Here is a 20874-nt window from a genome sequence, read left to right on the forward strand (position 1 = left end):
TGCAGGATCGAGTGTGACCCGTGGGGCGGGGGAGGCTCATGCGCCCCATCCGTCACACGGCATCCTGCAGTTTGCTGCGGAGGCGCCCCGAAACGAGGGGATGCCGGTGGCCATCGCTCGCATGAACGACGGGCCACCGGCATCCGGGTGTGCGCGGGCTACTGCGGGTCGCCGCCCAGCTGGCCGATGGGGACGATGGGTCCGCCGTCGTCGGCGCCGGTCTTGCGCGCCCGCGCGATCGCGTTGCCGACGTGGTAGATGACGAGCGCCGCGACGGTGCCGAGGACGATACCGCCGAAGGTCAGCGCGCCCCAGTTCATCGAGTAGCCCGCGATCGCGAGCACGAAGGACACCGCGACGGTGTACTGGTTCACCGGGCGGGAGAAGTCGACCTGATTGTCGACCCAGATCTTGATGCCGATGACGCCGATGAGGCCGTACAGCGCCGTCGTGACGCCGCCGATGACGCCGCCGGGGACGGTGAAGAGGACCGCGCCGATCTTCGGCGAGAACGCCAGGACGATCGCGATGGCGCCGGCGACCCAGTAGACGGCGGTCGAGTAGATGCGGGTGGCGGCCATGACGCCGATGTTCTCGCCGTAGGTCGTGGTCGCCGAACCGCCGAAGCCTCCCGCGAGGGTCGTCGCGAGTCCGTCGGCGATGAGCGCGCGCCCGGTCTGCTTGTTGACCGACGGGTCGGCCGCCATGGTCGCGACACCGCGGACGTGTCCGACGTTCTCCGCCACGAGCACCAGCACGACCGGGAGGAACATCGGGACGAGGCCCCACGCGACGCCGTCGCCGAAGGCCGGGAGGTGGAACTGCGGCAAGCCCAGCCAGGCGGCCTCGTTCACCGCGGTGAAATCGACCTCGCCGAGGAAGAGCGCCACGATGTAGCCGACGACGACGCCGAGGAAGATCGAGATGCGACCGAGGAAGCCGCGGAAGAGGACGCTGAAGAGGATGGTCGCCGCGAGCGTGATCGTGCCGAGCAGCGGCTGCGTCTGGAAGTTGTTCCACGCGGCGGGCGCGAGGTTGAAGCCGATGAGGGCGACGATGGCGCCGGCGACGACCGGCGGCATGAGCTTCTCGATCCAGCCGGTGCCGAACGCCTGCACGACGAAGCCGACGACGGCCAGCAGGACGCCGGCGATCACGACGCCGACGAGCGCCTGACCGATCTGCTCCGGCGTCTCCAGCGGCGAGCCGTCGTTGAGCGCCGTGATGGGGGCGATGAACGCGAACGACGATCCCAGGTAGCTGGGCAGGCGGTTCTGCGTGATGAGGAGGAACAGGAGCGTGCCGACTCCCGAGAACAGCAGGGTCGTCGAGACGGGAAAGCCGGTCAGCAGCGGCACGAGGAAGGTCGCGCCGAACATGGCGACGACGTGCTGCGCGCCGACGGCGATGGTGCCGGGCCAGCTCAGACGCTCGCCGGGCTTGACGACGGCGCCGGGGGCGACGTGCGTGCCGTCGCCGTGCAGGGTCCAGATGGGCATGGGGGTGCTCCTCGGAATCGGGTGGGGGATGCTGCTGTCACCCTACTCTGGGAGTTCCCTGGGAGCCGCCACATCGTGCGGGGCGGCGTGCGGGCCGGATCAGGCGGCGGTGAGGCGCGCGAGGAGTTCGCGGTACTTGGCGCTCGTCTGCTCGACGATCTCGGCCGGAAGGGTGGGGGCGGTGCCGGTCTTGTCCCAGTTCGCGGCGAGCCAGTCCCGGACGATCTGCTTGTCGAAGCTGGCCATCCGCTCGGCGGGCGTCGCACCGCTGCGCCAGGTCTCGGCATCCCAATAGCGGGAGGAGTCGCTCGTCAGCACTTCGTCGGCGAGCGTGAGGACGCCCTCGGCGTCGAGGCCGAACTCGAACTTCGTGTCCGCGAGGATGAGCCCGCGGGCCTCGGCGATCGCCGCGGCCCGCGCGTAGATCTCCAGCGATGCGTCGCGCAGTTGTGCGGCGAGGTCGGCGCCGACCAGCTCGGCGGTCTGCTCATACGAGATGTTCTCGTCGTGCTGACCCATCGGCGCCTTGTAGGCGGGCGTGAAGATCGGCTCCGGCAGGCGGTCGCCGTTGGCGAGCCCCTCCGGCAGCGGGATGCCGCACACGGTGCCGCTCTCCTGGTACTCCGCCCAGCCGGAGCCGGTGAGGTAGCCGCGGACGACGCACTCGACGGGCTGCATCGCGAGCGCCTTGACAACCATGGCACGGCCCGCGACGGCGTCCGGGATGAGGCGCTGCACGTCGTCCGCGGTGTTCGCGATGCCGTCGGCGCCGAGGGTGAGCTCGTGGGAGGCGGCGAGGTGGTTGGGGATGCGGATGCCGCCGTCGGCGCCGGAGAGCTGGTCGAACCACCACAGGCTGAGGGTGGTCAGCAGGGTGCCTTTGCCGGGGATCCCGGGCTCGAGCACGACATCGAACGCGCTGACCCGGTCGCTCGCGACGACGAGCATGCGGTCCTCGCTGCCGTCCTCGGGCCGGTAGAGGTCGCGGACCTTTCCGGAGTACACATGGGTCCAGCCGGGCAGGGGGAGGGTGGCATCCGTCACCTGCCCATTATCGACTGCGGCGGCGGGTGCCCGAGTCTTCGTCGATCCATAGGGGACCGAGAGGATGCCCTTGTGGCGGTGCGGAAGACTTTCGAGCATGATCCCCGAACCCGACCAGACCCCGGACGGTCCCGCCTTCGAGGGCCGCCTGCTGCACCGAGCCGACGAGGAGGTCGTCGATCAGGGCGCCGCATTCGATCTCGGCACCCTGGTGAGTCGCCGCGGCATCCTGAGCCTTGTCGGCATCGGCCTGGGCGCCGCCGCATTGGCCGCGTGCGCGCCGTCGGCGACCGGCTCCGGGCCGACGGCCACAGGGACCGCTTCAGGGACACCGACGCCATCCGCGACGCCTTCCGCCGACGCCGCCCTGCCGTCCGGCGAGATCCCGGATGAGACGGCCGGCCCGTATCCGGGCGACGGGTCGAACGGCCCGGACGTCCTGGAGCGCACCGGCATCGTCCGCAGCGACATCACCTCGAGCCTGGGCGGAGGAGCCACGGCCGCAGGCGTGCCGCTCAGCTTCACCCTCGCGATCACCGACACCGCGAGCGGCGACCGCCCGTTCGCGGGGGTCGCGGTGTACGCGTGGCACTGCGATGCGGAGGGCCGGTACTCGATGTACTCCGACGGGGTGCAGGACGAGACGTACCTCCGGGGCGTGCAGGTGGCCGGCGCGGACGGCACGGTCACCTTCCGCTCGATCGTGCCGGGCTGCTACACCGGCCGCTGGACGCACATCCACTTCGAGGTGTATCCCGACGTCGCGTCGATCACCGACTCGACGAGCGCAATCGCGACCTCGCAGTTGGCCTTCCCGCAGGCGATGCTCGACACCGTGTACGCGGGCAGCGGCTACGACGGCTCCGCCCGGAACCTCAGCCAGATCTCACTGCAGTCCGACAACGTCTTCGGTGAGGATGCCGCCGCGCTGCAGATGGCGACCGTCGCAGGCACCGCGGATGCCGGCTACACCGCCTCCCTGTCCGTGCGCGTCGACACCCGGACGACGCCCACCGGCGGCGGTGCACCCGGCGGCGGCGGAGGCCCGCGTCCGTGACGCTGTGACAGTGCCGGCGCCAGGACAGAGCTCTCCCCCACGCCTCAGCTGACGAGGTCGTACCGGGCGCGGCCGCCGAGCCGTGGCCGTCGGGCAGGATCCAGCCAGGCCGGCGGGACGAACCAGACGCGCGCCGTGACGCCCATGCCCTCGACCCTGATCTCCCAGCCATCGTCGTGGATGCGGTGATGACATGCGGTGCAGAGCAGGATGCCATTGCTGAGATCGGTCGGTCCTCCGTCTCGCGCCCACCATCGGATGTGATGCACGATGCAGCGGGCCGGGGGAGCGCCACAGGAGGCGCAGCCGCCGTCGCGCTCGCCGAGGGCGAGCTTCTGGGCCGGGGTGAAGAGCCGCTTGGCGCGTCCCCAGTCGAGGATGTCGCCGTCGCCGCCGAGGACGCACGGGATGACCTCGGCATCAGCCGCCATCCGCCGGGCCGCGACCGCCGAGATCGGCTGATCGATGCCGTCCACCGTGGCGGTTCCCACTCCGTCGAGGAGCGTTTCCAGGCTCATGCGCACGACGACGGTCGTCGTCGGCAGGGTCGGCAGCTGCGCGCAGCCGAGAGCGTGCCGGCAGATGTCGCCGAGTGCGTCGGCCTGCATCTGCCGCACGGATCGCTGGTCGGCCTCCGCGTCGTCGGCCTGCTCGTTGCGGCGGATCGCCGCGGTCACGAGCCCCTCGATCGCGGCCTTGACCGGCGCCGCCGTCTCCGGGTCGAGCCGCGCGGTCAGGAGAACCATGCCGTCCCGCTCCTGGATGAGCAGCGAGCGGTCGGCGCGCAGCTCGGCCTCGCGCGGCTCCACGCCGTCGGGATCGAGGAGCGCCTCGGCGCGGACCAGCAGCTTCTGCAATTCGTCGGGACGCAGACCGGGGGCCGCAGCGACGAGCCGCTCCTCCATCTGCGCGAGCGCGTCGGCATCGGCGCGCACAGCGACGCGGTCGAGCAGCGTCACAATCGCAGAGGATGCCGAGACGCCGATCGCGCCGGCGTGCAGAGCCGCTGCCACGTGGGGGTGCTTGGCCGGCAGGGCCTCACCCGTGAGCGCGCGGCGCGGGGCAGTGGCCTCACCGACCTGGACGATGCGGATCGCATCGCCGACGGTCGTCCCGGTCGTCGCCGCGATGAGCGTTGCGGGGGTCCGGAAGCCCTGGACACGGGCGAGGGAGTCGCGACCGAGCTCGGCGCGCGACTGCCGGGCGATCTCGGCGGCGACGGGGGCGAACGCCGCATCCACGTGCCGCTTGAGCACTCCGAAGGCATTGTTCACCGCGATCAGCTCGCCCGGCGTCATCGCCTCCGGCGCGCGGCCTCCACCGGCTGCGGCCAGCGCCGCGAGCGCTTCCGCGATGCCGGTGAGGGTGTCTTCCATAGCTCCGAGACTAGAACATACCTACGACACTCGCGCTGGCGATGGGAGCCGCTGTGGAGAAGCGCGCCGCGTGCCCGCGTGGGGAGAAGGCGAGGCGCAAACAGCGGGCTGCGCTGGCCAAAAGGTGCGGGACTGCGGCTCGTGACTGCAACCGCCGGTGTGAGCTGGGTGCCGGCGACGGCGCGCGCGAAACCCGGCCCTGGGCAACGGCGCCCTACCACGCTGCGCGAGCCAAGTGCGCCAGGCGCCCAACGCCACGAACCCTCTCTACGGCGTAATCCCGTCCACGAACGTGAACGCCTCGTCGACGATCGGCCGCCACAGATCCCCGTGCTCCACGCCGACGATCACCCACTCGCGCAGCATCCGCTCGCGAATGACCATGCGTTGCGCGACACCGGACGCCTCCAGCTCCGTCACGCGCTCCGCCGGAAGCTTGGCTATGAGGTCGCCGCGATGCCCGACGAAGGCGAACACCTTGCCCCGGATCCGCAGACCCTCGCTCCCGAACATCGGTCCCATGTCGACGTCCGCACGGCTCAGGTACGCATCGGCGATCGGATCGAAAAGGGCACGCGCCGTGGCATCCGTCATGCCCGCACGATAGCCCCACCGTCCGACGGGCGATATAGTCCACCTGGACTATTGGAGCAGGATGCCGGATTCACGCACGCGACTCACGCCACTGGCCGTCGTCGTGCTCGGCCTGCTCCGCGAAGGCGACATGCACCCGTACGAGATGCGGCGTCTGATCCGCGAGCGGCGCGACGACCGGCTCGTCAGCATCGCCAACGGCACGTTCTACCACGTGGTCGGTCGTCTCGAGCGGGACGGCCTCATCGTCCCGGTCGGCGTCGACCGGCAGGGCGGCCGCCCCGAGCGCACGACCTACTCGCTCACGGATACCGGACGCAGCGCGGAGACGACCTGGCTCCGCCGTGAGCTGCCGCGCATCGACAACCTCATGGAGTACCGCGTCGCGCTCGCCGAGGCCCACGTCCTGCCCCGCGAGGAGGTCGCGCGGCTCCTGACCCTCCGGCGGGACGCACTCGCCGCCCACCGGCAGGACCTGCGTAGCGGCGTGACCGCCGCGGAAGACCGCGGCGTCCCCTTCCAGTTCCTCGTCGAGCTCGAGCGCGAGACCGCCCTCCTCGACGCCGACCTCGCGTGGCTCGACACGCTCCTCACCCGTCTCGCCGACCCCGGCACCGCCTGGGGAATCCACGAACTTCCCCCCACCACGCGGGAACGCCTCACCGCCTGCCGAGAAAGCGTGCTCGCATGACCGACGCAGACACCCGCCGCCCCACGGTCGCGACACCGGCCGCAGCCACCCGCAACCCCTGGCCCGCCCTGTGGGCGCTCGTCATCGGGTTCTTCATGATCCTCGTCGACACGACGATCGTGTCGGTGGCGAACCCCGCGATCAAGGCGGCGCTCGACCCCGACACCGGCAACCTCGACAACGTCGTGTGGGTGACCTCGGCCTACCTCCTCGCCTACGCCGTGCCGCTCCTGATCACCGGCCGGCTCGGCGATCGCTTCGGCCCGCGCCGCGTCTACCTCGTGGGTCTCGCCGTCTTCACGCTCGCCTCGCTCGGCTGCGGCCTGTCCACGTCGCTCGGGATGCTGATCGGCATGCGCGCCGTGCAGGGCCTCGGCGCCGCCATGATGACGCCGCAGACGATGGCCGTCATCACCCGCACGTTCCCGCCCGAGCGCCGCGGCGCGGCGATGGGCCTGTGGGGAGCGACCTCCGGCGTCGCGATGCTCGTGGGCCCGCTGGCCGGCGGCTTCCTCGTCGACGGCCTCGGCTGGGAGTGGATCTTCTTCGTCAACATCCCGGTCGGCATCGTCGGCTTCGTCCTCGCCTGGATCCTCGTGCCCGAGCTCGAGACCCACGCGCACCGCTTCGACATCGTGGGCGTCATCCTGAGCGCCGTCGCGCTCTTCCTCATCGTCTTCGGCCTGCAGGAGGGGGAGCACTACGACTGGGCGCCCTGGGTGTGGTCGCTCATCCTGGGCGGTGTCGTCGTGCTCGGCGGGTTCGTCTGGCAGCAGTTCCGCACCCGCAGCGAGCCGCTCGTGCCGATGTCGCTCTTCCGGGAGCGCAACTTCTCGGTCTCCGGCATCGGCATCGTGACGGTGGGCTTCATGGCATCCGGCATGGCGCTGCCGCTGATGTTCTTCCTGCAGCTCGCCCGCGGGTTGACGCCGACGGATGCCGCGCTTCTGCTCGTGCCGATGGCGGTCGCCGCGGGCGTCCTCTCCCCCCTGGCCGGGCGGGTCCTCGACCGCGTCGACCCGCGCCTCATCCTCCTGCCCGGTCTCCTCCTCGCCGCGGCCGCCCTGGTCTGGTACGCGCTGCTGATGAACACCGAGACCGAGATCTGGATGTTCCTGCTGCCGTCGTTCCTGCTGGGCGCCGGGCAGGCGGGCATCTGGGGTCCGCTGGCGACCACTGCGACCCGCAACCTCGACCCCCGGCAGGCGGGGGCGGCATCCGGCGTCTACAACACGATGCGCACGGTCGGCTCCGTGCTCGGATCGGCGTCCATCGCGGCGCTCATGCAGGGGCGCCTCGAGGCGAACCTCCCGGGCGCGGGCGACGCGGAGATCGGCTTCGGCTCCGGCACGCTGCCGGACTTCGTCGCGGACGGCTTCTCCACGGCGATGGCGCAGGCGACCCTGCTGCCGGCCGCCGCGCTCCTCGTCGGCGCCCTCGCGGTGGTCTTCCTCCGCCGCCCGGCCCACCTGACCCGCTGAACCGGGCCCGCCCGGCGGCTACACCCCCTCCGGTCGTCCCGCTCAGTCCTCCGGGTCGTCCGGGTCGATGGGCGCGTGGTGGTCGAAGCCCGCGAGCCCGGCCTTCCAGTACCCGCTGAGTGCGTACTGCGCGCGCGGGAGCGCGAGCTCCCGGCGAAGGTATCGACGCAGCGGCACGAGGCGCCCCGCCTCGGCGGCGGCGAACAGATAGGTTCCGGCGTCGATCCCGGCCTCCTGCACGGCGGCGACGAGGTCGTCGCCTGCCGCCGTGACGGATGCCGTGCGGCCGCCCTCCTGCGCGAGATAGGCGCGCACCCACTCCAGGTCCCCGGCGATGTCGGCGATGATCTCGACCTCGGTCTCGGCCGGCACCTCGGCGAGGAAGCGCCCGGCGGCAGGCAGCGCCGTACCGTCCACGACGCAGAGGACGCGGGGTGCGGCCTGCGGTGCCGCTTTCGAGCCGCGCGGACCGACGACGACGAGGCGGTCACCGACCTGCGCGCGCTCCGCCCACGCCGCGGCCGGCCCCGGGTCGGCGTGCAGCAGCAGATCGATGTCGACGAAACGCGCGCCGGAGGAGTCCTCCCGCGGATGCAGCGGCGTGAAGTCCCGGGAGATGACGGGGCGATCGGGCCGGACGATGCCGTCCTCGTCCCGACCGACAGCAGTGGGCGCGACGAGCTCGCCCGAGACCGGATCGGGCAAGAAGACCCGGACGTGGTCGCTCGGGCCGGAACTGGTGAAGTCGTGGAAATCAGGCCCGGACAGCGTCACCCGCACGAACTCGTCGACCGGCCGGGACACCGCCGTGACGACGGCTTCGCGGGCGGTGAACCGATTGCGCCCGCCCGCCCGGTAGAACGGGGAGGCCGGGTCCTCGGCCGGTCGCTGCGGTCGGCGTGCGGGGGCGGCATCCGTCATGGGGGCTCCTTGTTCGGGGGTGGGGCGGGCAGAAACCCCACCCCAAGCAAACCACCCCACGACCACGGACGCGCGCAGCGCTGCGCTCGGTCCGTAACCTGAACCTCCGTCTGCGCGCGGCGACGAGCCTCAGGACGTGGGAGTCGTGTCGAAGTAATGCTCCAGGACGTAGTCCGCGATGGCGATCGAGCTCGTGGCCGCCGGTGACGGCGCGTTACGGAGGAGCGTGACGGGGCCGACGCGGTCGACGGCGAAGTCGTCGAGCAGCTCACCGGCGCGACCCCAGGCCTGCGCCCGGACGCCCGCGCCGTGCTTGTGGGTGAGGTCGCTCATCTTCAGCTCGGGGACGAACCGCTTCGCCTTGCGGTACCAGAGGGGCTTGATGAGGGAGGACGAGATCTCGTCGACGCCCATCTTCCAATGCTCTTTGGCGAGTGGCCAGGCGCCCGGCCACGCGAGGGACTGGAACGTGTCCTTCACAGAGATCTGCAGCCAGTTGTACCCCTCGCGGGCGAGCGCGGGGACGGCGTTCGGGCCGACGTGCACGTTGTCGTAGACGCCGCGCGTGAAGTGCACCCCGAGGAACGGGAACCGCGGGTCGGGCACGGGATAGATCATGCCCTTCACGAGGTCGGTCCGCTCCGGCGCGAGCTCCCAGTACTCCCCACGGAACGGCAGGATCTTCGGCGAGGGGTCGGCGCCGATGAACCGCGCGACGACATCGGACTGCAGGCCCGCGCACACGATGACCCGGTCGAAGAGGTGCTCGGAGATCGGCGTGGTCACGCGGACCTTTCCGTTCTCGAGCTTCATGCCGGTGACCTCGTGGCCGAGGCGGATATCGCCGCCGGTGGCGCGGACGTCCTGCGCCATGGCATCCGTGATGGAGGCGTAGTCGACGACGGCGGTCTTCGGGGAGTGCACGGCGGCGACGCCGGCGACGTGCGGCTCGATCTCGCGGAGCTCGGCGACGTCGTCGATGCGGCGCAGGCCCGGGACGGTGTTCTCGATCGAGCGGCGCTCGATCTCGTTCAGCGCCGGGATCTCCGACTCGTCGACCGCGACGACGAGCTTGCCGATGTCGCGGAAGGGGAGCCCCTTCTCCTGGCAGAACTCCCGCATGGAGGCCCGGCCCGACGCGCACAGGATGGCCTTGAGCGAACCCGGCTTGTAGTACAGGCCGGCATGCACGACGCCGGAGTTGTGTCCCGTCTGGTGGGCCGCGAGCCGCCCCTCCTTCTCGAGGACGGTCACCTCGGCGCCGCGGGCGCCGAGCGCCCGCGCGAGGGCGATGCCGACGATGCCGCCGCCGATGATCCCGACCCGATCGCCCATCAGTTGCTCCTCACCGCCGCGGTCCTGATGCGCGTCTCGGTCTGCACGCGCACGCCGCCCTGCCGGACGCGGCGGACGGGGTCGCCGGACGGGTTCGTCCAGCATGCCCCGAGGTCGCACCCGGCGGCAACGGATACCGCCCACCGGTTCCGCACGCGCCGGTTGCCGATGGTTCCCGTGGGGCGGGTGCGAGCGCGCTCCGGGCGACGGGCGGGAGCTACTCCGCGACCTGCGCTGCGATGTCGGTGCGGTGGTGCGACCCTTCGAGGGTGATCTCCGCCAGTGCGCGGTAGGCGCGGTCGCGCGCCTCGAAGAAGGTGTTGCCGAGCGCGACGACGTTGAGCACCCGCCCGCCGGTCGCGACCAGCCTGCCGTCCTCCTCGGCGGTCGCGGCGTGCGCGAGGTGGACGCCCTCCACGGCCGCGGCGGCCTCCAGCCCGTGCAGCGGACGACCCGTGACAGGCGCCTCCGGGTACCCCTCGCTCGCGAGGACGACGGTGACCGCGGCGGCCTCGGCGAATTGCGGTGCCGGCTCGTCCTCGAGGTGGCCGCTGGCTGCAGCCATGAGCAGGCTCGACAGGGGCGTCGCGAGGCGTGCCAGGACGACCTGGGTCTCCGGGTCGCCGAAGCGGGCGTTGAACTCGATGACCTTGATGCCGTGCTCGGTCAGGATGAGTCCCGCGTAGAGCAGCCCGATGAACGGCGTGCCTTCGGCATCCAGCTGGCGGATGACGGGCTCCGCGACGGTGCGGGTGACCTCCGCGACGAACTCCTCCTCGCCGCCGAAAGCTCCGGCGAGCCACGGCAGCGGCGAGTAGGCGCCCATGCCGCCGGTGTTGGGGCCGGCGTCGCCGTCGTACGCGCGCTTGAAGTCCTGCGCGGGGCTGAGCGCCCGCACCGTGTCGCCGTCGGAGACGAAGAAGAGCGAGACCTCGGGGCCGGAAAGGAACTCCTCGATGAGGATCGGGCCGCTCGGGAGGTACGCATCGGCGTGCGCGAGCGCCGCGGCGCGGTCGTCCGTGACGACGACACCCTTGCCGGCGGCGAGGCCGTCGGCCTTCACGACATGCGGGGCGCCGTACTCGTCCAGTGCCGCTTCGACCTCGGCGCGGGTGTGCGCGCGGACCGCGCGGCCGGTCGGGACGCCGGCGGCCTCCATGATCCGCTTCGCGAAGGCCTTCGAGCCCTCCAGCTGCGCGGCGGCCTTCCCGGGCCCGAACACCGGGATGCCGCGCTGCCGCAGCGCGTCGGCGACGCCCGCGACGAGCGGCGCCTCGGGGCCGACGATGACGAGGTCGATGCGCTCCTCGTCCGCGTACTCCGTCACGGCGCCGGGGGCGGTGATGTCGAGGGCGGGCACGAGTGCTGCGTCGGCGGCGATGCCGGCGTTGCCGGGGGCCGCGAACACCTCGTGTCCCGCGTCCTCGGCGCGCAGCGCCAGGATGATGGCGTGCTCGCGCGCGCCCGAACCGAGGACCAGGATTCTCACCATGCCACCCTACCGAGGCCGGTGCGGCGCGGCACGGGTACCGTGGTCGGCATGCCCCGCCGGATCTCCACCGACGACGGCCGCTCCGCGCTCGCCGCGGTCGCCGCGGCCGCGTCGCCCGCCCGCACCGACCTCGCGACGGCCGTCCGCTACCTCCTGCAGCTGCTCGCGGAGAAGGCGCCGGGCAACTCCGTCGAGGTGCGGGTTCCGCCGTTCGGGGCCGTGCAGGCCGTCGAGGGTCCGCGTCATACCCGCGGCACCCCGCCCAACGTCGTCGAGACCGACCCCGCGACGTGGATCGCCCTCGCCACCGGAACCGAGTCGTGGGGGGATGCCGTCGCGGCCGGCCGGATCCGCGCGTCCGGCACGCGGGCCGACCTCGCCGGGCTGCTTCCGCTCCGGCCCTAGCCGGCCGGGCGGGTCAGCGCCGCGGGACGACGAGCGGCACTCCGGTCACGGGGTGCGGGAACACGTCCACCGCCTGCCCGTAGACCTCCTCGATCGAGGCCGGGGTGAGCACGTCGGACGGGGCTCCGCTCGCGACGACCCGTCCGCGGGAGAGCAGCGTCGCGGTGTCGGCATACGCGAGGGCGGCGCCGAGATCGTGCAGCACGATCGCCACAGCCGCGCCCTCCCGTGCCCGGTCGCGCGCGAGGCGCAGCACGTCCTCCTGGTGCTTGAGGTCCAGCGCGGCGGTCGGCTCGTCGAGCAGCAGCACGTCGACGCCCTGCGCGAGCACCCGCGCCAGCGCGACGCGCGCACGCTCGCCGCCGGAGAGGAACGACACCGACCGTGCCGCGAGCGGCGTCACCTCGGTCGCTGCCATCGCGGCGGCGACGGCGGCGTCGTCATCGTCCTCCGCGGGGGTGCGCGCCCAGGGCGCACGGCCCATCCGCACCACCTGCTCGACCGTGAACGGGAACGACACCGCGTTCTGCTGCAGCAGGACCGCTCGCCGGCGGGCGAGTTCGCGGGGCGGGATGCCGCGTAGTGCCGCCCCGTCGAGGGTGATGGTGCCCGACTCGGGCACCACGTCGCCGGCCAGCACGGCGAACAGCGTGGACTTCCCGGCGCCGTTCGGCCCGATCAGGGCGTGGACCTCGCCGGCGCGCACCTGGATCGACGCGTCCTGCAGGATCGCCGGACCGCCCGGTTCGGGGCGCACGGTGACGCCTGTCGCCACGAGCCGCGCCGTCACGCCCAGCCCCCCGACCGGCGCCGCGTGCGCACGAGCAGCCAGAGGAAGAACGGCCCGCCGACGAGCGAGGTGATCATGCCGATCGGCATGTCGGCCAGCGGCACCGCCGTCCGCGCGATGAGGTCGGCGAGCGCGATGAGCAGGGCGCCGCCGAGGGCGGAGGAGATGACGAGGGGCAGGTGCGCGGGCCCGATCGTCATCCGCAGCAGGTGCGGGATGACGAGCCCGACGAACGCGATGATGCCGGCGAAGGCGACCGCCGCGCACACGAGGAGGGCGACGGTGACGATGACGACGATGCGGAGCCGCTCGACGCGCACCCCGAGGTGCCGCGCCGTGCGCTCGCCGAGCGCGAAGAGGTCGAGGGAGCGCGCGACGACGAGGGCGACGACGATGCCGATCGCGACGAGGGGCGCGACCAGGCCGAGGCTCGGCCACAGCGCGCCGTTGAGCGATCCGAGCTGCCAGAAGACGATCTGCTCGCGCGTCGCGTTGGTGCCGAGGAAGGTGAAGAAGGCGAGCCCTGCGCCGCCGATGGCGTTTATCGCGATGCCGGTCAGGAGCAGCGTCACCACCTCGGTGCGACCGCCGGAGCGGCTGATGAAGTAGACGGAGAAGACGGCGATCAGCCCGCCGACGAAGGCGAACGCCGGCGTCGTCCACATGCCGAACGTCGACAGCCCGAACGTCAGGCTCGCCGCCGCGCCGAGCGCCGCGCCGGAGGAGACGCCGACGACGCCGGCATCCGCGAGCGGGTTGCCGAAGATCGCCTGCATGAGGAGACCCGAGACCGCGAGGGCCGCGCCGACGACCACCCCGAGCAGGATCCGCGGAAGACGGATGCCGGTGACGACCCCGGCCGCAGGCGAGGCGTCGGGCGCCCACCCCGTCTCGACGCCGAGGGCGCGCAGCAGGATGCCGACCACCTCGGTCGGGGAGACGGAGTACTGCCCGAGTCCGAGCGAAGCGATGCAGGCCACGACGAGGGCGACCGCCAGCGCGACCGTGACGAGCGCGAAGCGCGGCCCCCGGTGCGTCGTCGGCGTCCGGGTCACGACCTCGCCGGTCACGACGACGACTCGCCGACGGGCAGCGCCGGCGAGTCGGCGGGCGCGTACAGGGCGCGCGCGAGGGCGCGGATGATCTCCGGCGAGCGAGGACCGAAGCTCAGGATCTCGGTGTCGTCCATGTCGATGACACGGCCGTGCGCGCCGGCCGGCGTCTGCGCGACGGCAGGCAGCCGCTCGACGAGACCCTCGACGCCGCCGACCGACGTGAGCCCTTCCGTCATCATCACGATCACGTCGGGCTGCGCCGCCGCAAGCGCCTCGGCCGTCATCGGCTTCATGCCCGACCAGCCGATCTCCGTGGCGACATCCACGCCGCCGGCGGCGTCGATGAGGGAGTCGGCGCCCGAGTCGGCTCCGAAGATGTAGTAGACGTTCGCGCTGCCGCGGACGTAGAGGAACAGCATCCGCGCCCGGTCGGCGACATCGGCCGGCGCGATGCCGGCGACCTCCGCGATCACCGCCTTGACGTCGGCGTCCACACGCTCGGCGAGGGCGGCCCCGCGGGTCGGCACGCCGAGCGCCGGCGCGATCTCGGCGATCAGCTCGCCGGTGGTGTCGAGGCGCCGCTCGCTGGAGATCACCACGACCGCGATGTCGGCGTCGCGGAGCTGCTGGCGTACCTCCTTCGGCCCGATGGAGGTGTCCGTCAGAACGACCGTGGGGGCGACTTCGAGGATCGCCTCCGCGTTGAGGGTGTGCCCGCTCTTCGTGACGATCGGCAGGTCTTCGGTGCCGGCGAACTCTGTCGAGATGTCGCGCCCGACGACGTGGTCGCCGAGCCCGAGGGCGAAGACGGTCGCGGCGATGGTGCCGGAGATGTCGATGGGGAGGATGCGGCTCACGTCGGCGACGGTGACGTCGCGGTCCTCCGCATCGATGACGGTGACAGGGAGGGAAGGGGCGGTGTCATCGCTGATCGGGTCGATCGCATGCGTTCCGAGGCATGCGGTGGACTGTCCGGTCACGGCGCGGACGTCGTCGACGAGGTCGAGGGACGCGAGCGGATCTCCGGCGTGCGGACAGGTCTCGTCTGCGGACGGCTCGGGGGAGGCGGACGCGGACGTGCATGCCGTGAGCGCGAGGATGACGACCGCCGCAGTGAAGAGTGCGGATAGACGGCGCATTAGGTCAGCCTAACCTAAAACTTGACGCCGGATGAAAGGGTTCGATAGCGTCGACCGTGAAGCGGAGTTAGCCTCCCCTAACCTCCCTCGCTCCCATCCACCCGAATGCATCGCCGCACCGGAGCCGCGCATTCCTGCGCCCTCCGCCGGCCACGGAGAACAAACGTGAACGTTCGCAGCACCCGCGTGCCCGCGTCCGCGACAGACCGCCTCACGGCGCTTGTCGCGACGCTCCTGACCGCCTTCCTCGTGATCGCCGGAGCCGTCACGGCGACCCCGGCGGTGGCGGCGGACGGCCCGCACGTCGCCGGATCCATCTCGGCTGCGAGCGAGAGCGGGCTCTCCGTCCGCATCGACGTCGCCGGTCTCGACCCTGTGCTGACCGGGGCATACGTCGGCGTCATCCCGGCCGGCGGTGCCGCCGACGTCACCGCCGACAGCGGCACGCTCGCCAATGACTGGGTGCGCGGCGTCACCGGCGGTGCACTCACCGCGACCCTGACGGTCCCCGCGTCCGCGCTCGAACGCGGGGCGGCATATGAGGTCATCGTGTGGAAGCAGCACAGCGTGCCGTCTGCGGAGAACCTCTACGGGCAGGCGAAGCTGACCGTCTCGGACGCCGAGTGGGATGCCGTCTTCGGCCCCGTCGCCCCGGCCCCCACACCGACGCCGACCGCCGCCCCGGCCCCCACGCCGACGCCGACAGCGACCCCCACCCCCACTCCCACTCCGACTCCCACTCCGACGGCGACCCTGACTCCGACACCGACTCCGACGCCGGCGGCCCCGAGCCTCACGGTCTCCAAGAGCAAGCTGCTCGACCCCACCGGCGCGACGATCACGGTCACGGGCACCGGCTACGACGCGAGCGCGCTCGGCAAGTACGGCCCCACCGCCGGTCAGCCCGCCGGCTTCTACGCGCAGATCGGGTGGCTCGCCGACACGTGGCGTCCCTCCGCAGGCGCGGCATCGTCTGCTCGCACGAACGCGTATTCGGTGTGGGTTCAGGGCTCGCAGACCGCATCGCCGTACCTCAAGTGGACCGACAACGGCGACGGCACGGCCGACTTCACCTGGACGGTGACGATCGACAAGGCGACGCTGGATGCCAAGAAGCTCGCCGGTGGCACGCTCGCCGTCTTCACGAGCGGCGCCGGCGGTGTCACGCAGGCCGTCAACGAGAAGTCCGTCCCCCTCACCTGGCTCGACCCGCAGCTGACCGTGTCGAAGACGACCGGTCTGAACCCGGATGCCGCGACCGTCACGGTCACCGGAACCGGCTACGACGCGAGCGCGCTGGGCAAGTACGGCCCGACCGCGGGTCAGCCCGCCGGCGTCTATGCCCAGATCGGGTGGCTTGCGCCGGCCTGGCGCCCCTCCGAAGGCGCGGCCTCATCCGCACGCACGAACGCGTACTCCGTCTGGGTGCAGAGCACGCAGACTGCCGCCCCCTATCTGCAGTGGACGGAGAACGGCGACGGCACGGCCGACTTCACGTGGACGGTGACGATCGACAAGGCGACCTTGGATGCCAAGAAGCTCGCCGGCGGCACGCTCGCCGTCTTCACGAGCGGCGCCGGCGGCGTCACCCAGGCCGTCAACGAGAAGGCCGTCCCGATCGCGTTCGCCGAGCCCGTCGACCCGGGGATCCCCGCGACGACCGGCTCGCTGAGCTGGAGCATCTCGACGTCGTTCATCGGCTACGTGCAGGGCCCCATCGCGCAGGGTTCGGTGGCCGTGGCAGGCGGCGCCGAGCGCGCGGGCGACCTCTTCACCTTCCCCCAGGCGCTGATCGGCACGACGTATGACGCCGCGACCGGCACCGGCTCGGTCGGCTACGCCGGCTCGGTCCGCTTCACGGGACACCACGGCGGGCTCGAGATGACTCTCGCCAACCCGCAGATCCGCGTCACCTCCGCCACGGCGGCGACGCTGTGGGTCGCCGCCGGCACCGGACAGGTCCAGCTCGCCGACCTCGACCTCACGCCGGCCGTGCGCACGGAGAAGAGCGGCGTGGTCACCTTCGCCGGCGCGACGGTGACGCTGACAGCCGAGGGTCGGGCGATGTTCGACGACGCCTACACGACGCTCGATCCGCTCACCTTCACCATCGGCGCGGCCGCCGTCATCGTGACGCCCGAGCCCCCGGCCACGCCGGTCACCCCGCCCACGCCGCCCGTCACCGACGGCGCGACCCCCGAGGCACCGGCAGCGACGGTGCGCGGCGGATCCCTCCGCTGGGCGATCTCGTCCTCGTTCGCCGAATACGTGACCGGCCCGATCGCCGGCGGCGCCATCACCGTCTCGGGTGGGGCGACCCGCTCCGGCGGCCAGTTCCAGTTCGGTCAGGCGGCCGGGAGCACGTACGACGCGAACACGGGCCTTGGGACCGTCTCCTATGCGGGAGCCGTGCGCTTCACGGGGCACCACGGCGTGCTCGACGTGACGATCGCGAACCCCCAGATCCGCGTCACCTCCGCCACCGCCGCGACGCTCTACGTCACCGCCGGCGGCTCCCAGGTCGCGTTCGGGACCCTCGACCTGCGTGCGGCCGCGAAGACGGTCGACGGCGGCGCCGTCACCTACACGGCGGCGCCGGCGGCGCTGACCGGCGCGGGACTCTCGCAGGTGCTCAGCGGATACGCCACGTCGCTCAACCCCGTGACCTTCACGATCGGCGCGCCGGCCTCCGCGCCGGGCGGGTCGACCGGCACGATTGCGACGGCATCCGCCGCGAAGCCTGCCGCGTTGCCCGCGACGCCTCCGGCCACGACCGGCATCGACGTCGACGATGAGACCCTCGACGCGCTCCAGGCGGGCGGCCAGGTCACGATCCGCGTGCCCGGCTTCCAGCCGAACGAGACCGGCATCGCCATCGTGGTCTACTCCACACCGATCCTCCTCGGCACCGTGACGGCGGATGCCGACGGCATCGCCACGTGGACCGGCAGCCTTCCCGCGACCCTCGAGGCCGGCACGCACACCCTCACCTTCCAGGGCTCGATCGATCGGGGCATCGTCTTCACGCTCGACCGGGCGGTGCAGGCGACCACGCTCGGGGCCTGCCTCGCCGAGGGCGCGTCGCTGAACTGGGGCTTCAAGGAGTCGTTCCGCACCTACCTGGAGGGCATCGCCGGTGGCGGCTGGCAGCTGACCGACGTCGCCTACGAGTACCCCGACTTCGTCTGGACCGGCGGCTCCGGCACGCTCGACCTCGACGCGCGCACGGGCCTCGTGAGCTACGGCGGCGGAATCGAGTTCACCGGCCACGAGGGCGTGCTCGACACCCTGCTGAGCGACGTCCGCCTCGAGCTCGCGGGAGACGTGGGCTACCTCGTCGTCGACGTCTCCGGCGCGACCCAGTCCGGCGTGGAGGTCTCCGAGAAGGACGTCCGCTTCGCGGAGTTCCCCCTGGGCGAGCTCACCGTCGAAGAGGGGGTGCTGGCTTTGAGCGGCGTGCCCGCCACCCTCACCGAGGCCGGCGCCGCCGCGTTCGGCACCTACGGCGCGGGCGAAGAGCTCGACCCGATCACCGCCCGGATCCCGGTCCCCGCCGACTGCACGGTCGCGGCCGTGCCCGCGACCGACGACGGCGGCGCGGCCGGGGCGGCGGCTGCCCCCGCGCAGGCCGACGCCGACGAGAGCGCGGCACCGGTGTGGCCGTGGGCGCTCGGTGGCCTGGTCCTGCTGGTCGCGGTCGTCGCCGTCGTCCTCGCCCGGCGTCGTCGCGCGGCCGGCGCCGAACCCGACGGCACCGTCTGAGCTCCGGCCGCCTCGAGGGTCGCCCCGCGTCGCCGCCGGCGCGGGGCACCCGCGCGCCCGCCCGCCCGCACGGTGGGACAATGGATGCCATGACCGATCCCGCTCCGGAGCACATCGAGACGGCGCGGCTGCGCCGCAGCCCCCGGTACGGGGTCTTCCTCGCCGTGGGCGCCGCTCTCGGCCTGCTCCTGGCCCTCATCCTCACCTTCGCGTTCGACGGCACGGCCGACACGAGCGACGCGGGCGTCACCTACTCGACCGGACAGGTGTTCGGCTTCGTCGCGCTCGCGTGCATCCCCATCGGGATGGCGGTCGGCATCACGGTCGCGCTCATCCTGGACCGGCGGCTCAGTCGACGCACCCGCGACGTGCTGATCGACCACCAGCACATCCTCGACGAGGAGTGACGGCTACGCGATGTCGGCGATGACGGGGCCGATCGCCGCGTCGAACGCGACGACATCCCCGCGCAGACTGTCGGTCACCGCGATCGTCAGCGACCCGATCCACCACACGCCGCGCTGAGCCAGGGGCAGCACCTGCACGTTCAGCTCGAACGAGTGCGCCCGGCGGCCCACGTGCCGCTCGTGCTGGGCGATGGCGCTCGCGTAGGCGCGGTACGACGTCCCCGTCCCGACATGCGCCGTCGCGCGGTACCGGTCGTGCGCGTGCCGCGCGTAGTCGACGGCATCCTCCCCGAAGGGCGCAATGACCGATCGCAGCTCGTCATACCCCTGCGTGGGCAGCGCGATGAGCATGTCGAACCCGTCGACCAGATCGAGGGGCACGGGCGACGGGTGCGCCTGCGGCTCCACCGTCATCGCCCAGACAGCCCGCCACTGGCGTTCGAGGACGGCCTGCGCCTCCTCCGTCCGCGGCAGGCCACTCGGGATGCCGCGCAGGTGCGGCAGCTCCTCCGGTGAGCGGATGCCGAGCACCTGGCGCAGGTAGAGCATCACGAGGACGGGCAGCCCGGCTTCCTCGCGCACGACCCACTCCGGCCCTCCGGCGTTCATGCCCACATCCTATGGCGGCGGGGCCGGTGCGGACCGGGCCGACGGCGCGGCGGCGGCCGGGGGGCCGGTAGGCTGAACGCGTGGCCTCCACTCCCCACAATCCCTATACCGAAGCCGGCGTCGACACCGCGGCGGGAGACCTCGCCGTCGAGCTGATGAAGTCGGCTGTCCGGCGCACCCACGGGCCCGAAGTCCTCGGCGGAGTGGGTGGCTTCGCCGGTCTCTTCGACGCCTCCGCGCTCACCGGCTACCGTCGCCCGCTGCTGGCGACGAGCACCGACGGCGTCGGCACGAAGGTCGCGATCGCGCAGGCCATCGACAAGCACGACACGATCGGCCAGGACCTCGTCGGCATGGTCGTCGACGACATCGTCGTGGTGGGCGCCAAGCCCCTCTTCATGACCGACTACATCGCCTGCGGGAAGGTGTTCCCGCAGCGCATCGCCGACATCGTGCGCGGCATCGCCGACGGCTGCGCCGCGACCGGCACCGCGCTCGTCGGCGGGGAGACGGCGGAGCACCCCGGCCTCCTGGGCATCAACGACTACGACGTCGCCGGCGCGGCGACCGGCATCGTCGAGGCCGACCGGGTGCTCGGCGCCGAGCACGTGCAGCACGGCGACGTCGTGCTGGCCCTGGCCTCCAGCGGTCTGCACTCCAACGGCTACTCGCTCGTGCGCCACATCGTCGCCCGGGCCGGCATCGGCTACGGCGACAACGCCGCCGACTTCGGCCGCACGTGGGGCGAGCAGCTCCTCGAGCCCACGCGCCTGTACACGGCGCCCCTGCTCCGCGCGATCGACGCGCTCGGCGGCGGCATCCACTCGCTCAGCCACGTCACCGGCGGCGGCATCGCGGCCAACCTCGCGCGCGTGCTGCCGCAGGAGGCCTGGGTCGACGTGGACCGGTCGACCTGGTCCCCCTCGCCCGTCTTCCGCGTGCTCGCCGATCTCGGCGACCTGTCGCTGGAGCAGACCGAAGGCACCTGGAATCTCGGCGTCGGGTTCCTCGCGGTCGTCGCCGCCGATCAGGCGGAGGCCGCGGTCGCGGCGCTGTCCGCCGACGGCATCGCCGCGTGGCAGGTCGGCGAGGTCTCGACCGCGACGCGACCCGACGGCGAGTACGAGCAGGGGGCGAAGGGTGTCGACGGCGGTGCCGTCCGCCTCGTCGGCAGCTATTCAGAATCAGACTGAGCAACACGGAATGGCCAAGTAGCA

18 protein-coding genes are annotated in these 20874 nt (G+C 72.3%); 7 read left to right on the forward strand and 11 right to left on the reverse strand.

What is annotated here, in order from left to right:
- Positions 1–158: 158 nt before the first annotated feature.
- Together BR85_RS13660 and BR85_RS13665 are read right to left on the reverse strand one after the other, a co-directional pair.
- Complete coding sequence (locus BR85_RS13660) at positions 159–1499, reverse strand: uracil-xanthine permease family protein (RefSeq protein WP_028497169.1); 1341 nt, start codon at positions 1497–1499, stop codon at positions 159–161.
- Between the two features lie 99 nt (positions 1500–1598).
- Complete coding sequence (locus BR85_RS13665) at positions 1599–2543, reverse strand: phosphoribosylaminoimidazolesuccinocarboxamide synthase (RefSeq protein ID WP_028497170.1); 945 nt, start codon at positions 2541–2543, stop codon at positions 1599–1601.
- A 97-nt stretch (positions 2544–2640) separates the two neighbouring features.
- On the opposite strand from BR85_RS13665, the gene BR85_RS13670 reads away from it, so the two are divergent.
- Entirely contained in the window at positions 2641–3600 is a 960-nt protein-coding gene (locus BR85_RS13670) for an intradiol ring-cleavage dioxygenase (protein ID WP_051526405.1), read from the forward strand.
- Between the two features lie 44 nt (positions 3601–3644).
- Here BR85_RS13670 and BR85_RS13675 read toward each other — a convergent pair whose 3' ends face one another.
- On the reverse strand, positions 3645–4976 hold the full coding sequence (locus tag BR85_RS13675; RefSeq protein ID WP_028497171.1) for an HNH endonuclease: 1332 nt from the start codon (positions 4974–4976) through the stop codon (positions 3645–3647).
- A gap of 267 nt (positions 4977–5243) precedes the next feature.
- Positions 5244–5570, reverse strand: a complete 327-nt coding sequence (locus tag BR85_RS13680) for a hypothetical protein (protein ID WP_028497172.1) — start codon at positions 5568–5570, stop codon at positions 5244–5246.
- A gap of 61 nt (positions 5571–5631) precedes the next feature.
- Between BR85_RS13680 and BR85_RS13685 the strand changes: the two genes are divergently transcribed.
- Both BR85_RS13685 and BR85_RS13690 read left to right on the forward strand, forming a co-directional pair.
- On the forward strand, positions 5632–6261 hold the full coding sequence (locus tag BR85_RS13685) for a PadR family transcriptional regulator (protein ID WP_028497173.1): 630 nt from the start codon (positions 5632–5634) through the stop codon (positions 6259–6261).
- Complete coding sequence (locus BR85_RS13690; protein WP_028497174.1) at positions 6258–7742, forward strand: DHA2 family efflux MFS transporter permease subunit; 1485 nt, start codon at positions 6258–6260, stop codon at positions 7740–7742. The genes BR85_RS13685 and BR85_RS13690 overlap by 4 nt, the downstream gene beginning before the upstream one ends.
- Positions 7743–7784: 42 nt before the next feature.
- Here BR85_RS13690 and BR85_RS13695 read toward each other — a convergent pair whose 3' ends face one another.
- The 3 genes from BR85_RS13695 to purD all read right to left on the reverse strand — a co-directional run bounded on the left by BR85_RS13695 (position 7785) and on the right by purD (position 11487).
- Complete coding sequence (locus BR85_RS13695) at positions 7785–8663, reverse strand: siderophore-interacting protein (protein WP_081782821.1); 879 nt, start codon at positions 8661–8663, stop codon at positions 7785–7787.
- 129 nt (positions 8664–8792) lie between these two features.
- Positions 8793–9998 carry an L-2-hydroxyglutarate oxidase gene (lhgO, locus tag BR85_RS13700; RefSeq protein ID WP_028497175.1) on the reverse strand — a complete coding sequence of 402 codons (1206 nt, stop codon included), beginning with the start codon at positions 9996–9998 and terminating at the stop codon, positions 8793–8795.
- Between the two features lie 217 nt (positions 9999–10215).
- Entirely contained in the window at positions 10216–11487 is a 1272-nt protein-coding gene (purD, locus tag BR85_RS13705; RefSeq protein WP_028497176.1) for a phosphoribosylamine--glycine ligase, read from the reverse strand.
- Positions 11488–11538: 51 nt separating this feature from the next.
- Here purD and BR85_RS13710 point away from each other — a divergent pair, with 51 nt between their 5' ends.
- The gene (locus BR85_RS13710) at positions 11539–11895 is read left to right on the forward strand and encodes a sterol carrier family protein (RefSeq protein WP_028497177.1); all 357 of its coding nucleotides are present in this window, start codon (positions 11539–11541) and stop codon (positions 11893–11895) included.
- Positions 11896–11908: 13 nt separating this feature from the next.
- On the opposite strand, the gene BR85_RS13715 is transcribed toward BR85_RS13710, so the two are convergent.
- The 3 genes from BR85_RS13715 to BR85_RS13725 are packed head-to-tail and all read right to left on the reverse strand — an operon-like array spanning position 11909 to position 14879.
- Complete coding sequence (locus BR85_RS13715; RefSeq protein ID WP_231478736.1) at positions 11909–12670, reverse strand: heme ABC transporter ATP-binding protein; 762 nt, start codon at positions 12668–12670, stop codon at positions 11909–11911.
- An 11-nt stretch (positions 12671–12681) separates the two neighbouring features.
- A complete protein-coding gene (locus BR85_RS13720; RefSeq protein ID WP_036273150.1) occupies positions 12682–13755 on the reverse strand; it encodes a FecCD family ABC transporter permease in 1074 nt (357 codons plus the stop codon).
- Positions 13752–14879 (reverse strand): heme/hemin ABC transporter substrate-binding protein, encoded by a 1128-nt coding sequence (locus tag BR85_RS13725; RefSeq protein WP_028497180.1) that lies wholly within the window; start codon positions 14877–14879, stop codon positions 13752–13754. The genes BR85_RS13720 and BR85_RS13725 overlap by 4 nt, the downstream gene beginning before the upstream one ends.
- A 165-nt stretch (positions 14880–15044) precedes the next feature.
- Here BR85_RS13725 and BR85_RS14995 point away from each other — a divergent pair, with 165 nt between their 5' ends.
- Positions 15045–18641, forward strand: a complete 3597-nt coding sequence (locus tag BR85_RS14995) for an HtaA domain-containing protein (RefSeq protein WP_155947985.1) — start codon at positions 15045–15047, stop codon at positions 18639–18641.
- Positions 18642–18730: 89 nt separating this feature from the next.
- Positions 18731–19048: a hypothetical protein gene (locus BR85_RS13735; protein ID WP_028497182.1), complete on the forward strand. Its 318-nt coding sequence runs from the start codon at positions 18731–18733 to the stop codon at positions 19046–19048.
- A 3-nt stretch (positions 19049–19051) separates the two neighbouring features.
- On the opposite strand, the gene BR85_RS13740 is transcribed toward BR85_RS13735, so the two are convergent.
- The gene (locus tag BR85_RS13740; RefSeq protein WP_028497183.1) at positions 19052–19657 is read right to left on the reverse strand and encodes a hypothetical protein; all 606 of its coding nucleotides are present in this window, start codon (positions 19655–19657) and stop codon (positions 19052–19054) included.
- A gap of 80 nt (positions 19658–19737) precedes the next feature.
- Here BR85_RS13740 and purM point away from each other — a divergent pair, with 80 nt between their 5' ends.
- Positions 19738–20850: a phosphoribosylformylglycinamidine cyclo-ligase gene (gene purM, locus BR85_RS13745; protein WP_028497184.1), complete on the forward strand. Its 1113-nt coding sequence runs from the start codon at positions 19738–19740 to the stop codon at positions 20848–20850.
- Positions 20851–20874 lie beyond the last annotated feature (24 nt).

Origin of the sequence: Microbacterium sp. UNCCL10, from assembly GCF_000746195.1 — a bacterium.
Taxonomy (GTDB): Bacteria; Actinomycetota; Actinomycetes; order Actinomycetales; family Microbacteriaceae; genus Microbacterium; species Microbacterium saccharophilum.

Coding starts and splice junctions, on each gene's coding strand:
- BR85_RS13660 (WP_028497169.1), bottom strand. CDS start 1,499: ATGCCCATCTGGACCCTGCACGGCGACGGCACGCACGTCGCCCCCGGC.
- BR85_RS13670 (WP_051526405.1), top strand. CDS start 2,641: ATGATCCCCGAACCCGACCAGACCCCGGACGGTCCCGCCTTCGAGGGC.
- BR85_RS13675 (WP_028497171.1), bottom strand. CDS start 4,976: ATGGAAGACACCCTCACCGGCATCGCGGAAGCGCTCGCGGCGCTGGCC.
- BR85_RS13680 (WP_028497172.1), bottom strand. CDS start 5,570: ATGACGGATGCCACGGCGCGTGCCCTTTTCGATCCGATCGCCGATGCG.
- BR85_RS13685 (WP_028497173.1), top strand. CDS start 5,632: ATGCCGGATTCACGCACGCGACTCACGCCACTGGCCGTCGTCGTGCTC.
- BR85_RS13690 (WP_028497174.1), top strand. CDS start 6,258: ATGACCGACGCAGACACCCGCCGCCCCACGGTCGCGACACCGGCCGCA.
- BR85_RS13695 (WP_081782821.1), bottom strand. CDS start 8,663: ATGACGGATGCCGCCCCCGCACGCCGACCGCAGCGACCGGCCGAGGAC.
- lhgO (WP_028497175.1), bottom strand. CDS start 9,998: ATGGGCGATCGGGTCGGGATCATCGGCGGCGGCATCGTCGGCATCGCC.
- BR85_RS13710 (WP_028497177.1), top strand. CDS start 11,539: ATGCCCCGCCGGATCTCCACCGACGACGGCCGCTCCGCGCTCGCCGCG.
- BR85_RS13725 (WP_028497180.1), bottom strand. CDS start 14,879: ATGCGCCGTCTATCCGCACTCTTCACTGCGGCGGTCGTCATCCTCGCG.
- BR85_RS13735 (WP_028497182.1), top strand. CDS start 18,731: ATGACCGATCCCGCTCCGGAGCACATCGAGACGGCGCGGCTGCGCCGC.
- BR85_RS13740 (WP_028497183.1), bottom strand. CDS start 19,657: ATGAACGCCGGAGGGCCGGAGTGGGTCGTGCGCGAGGAAGCCGGGCTG.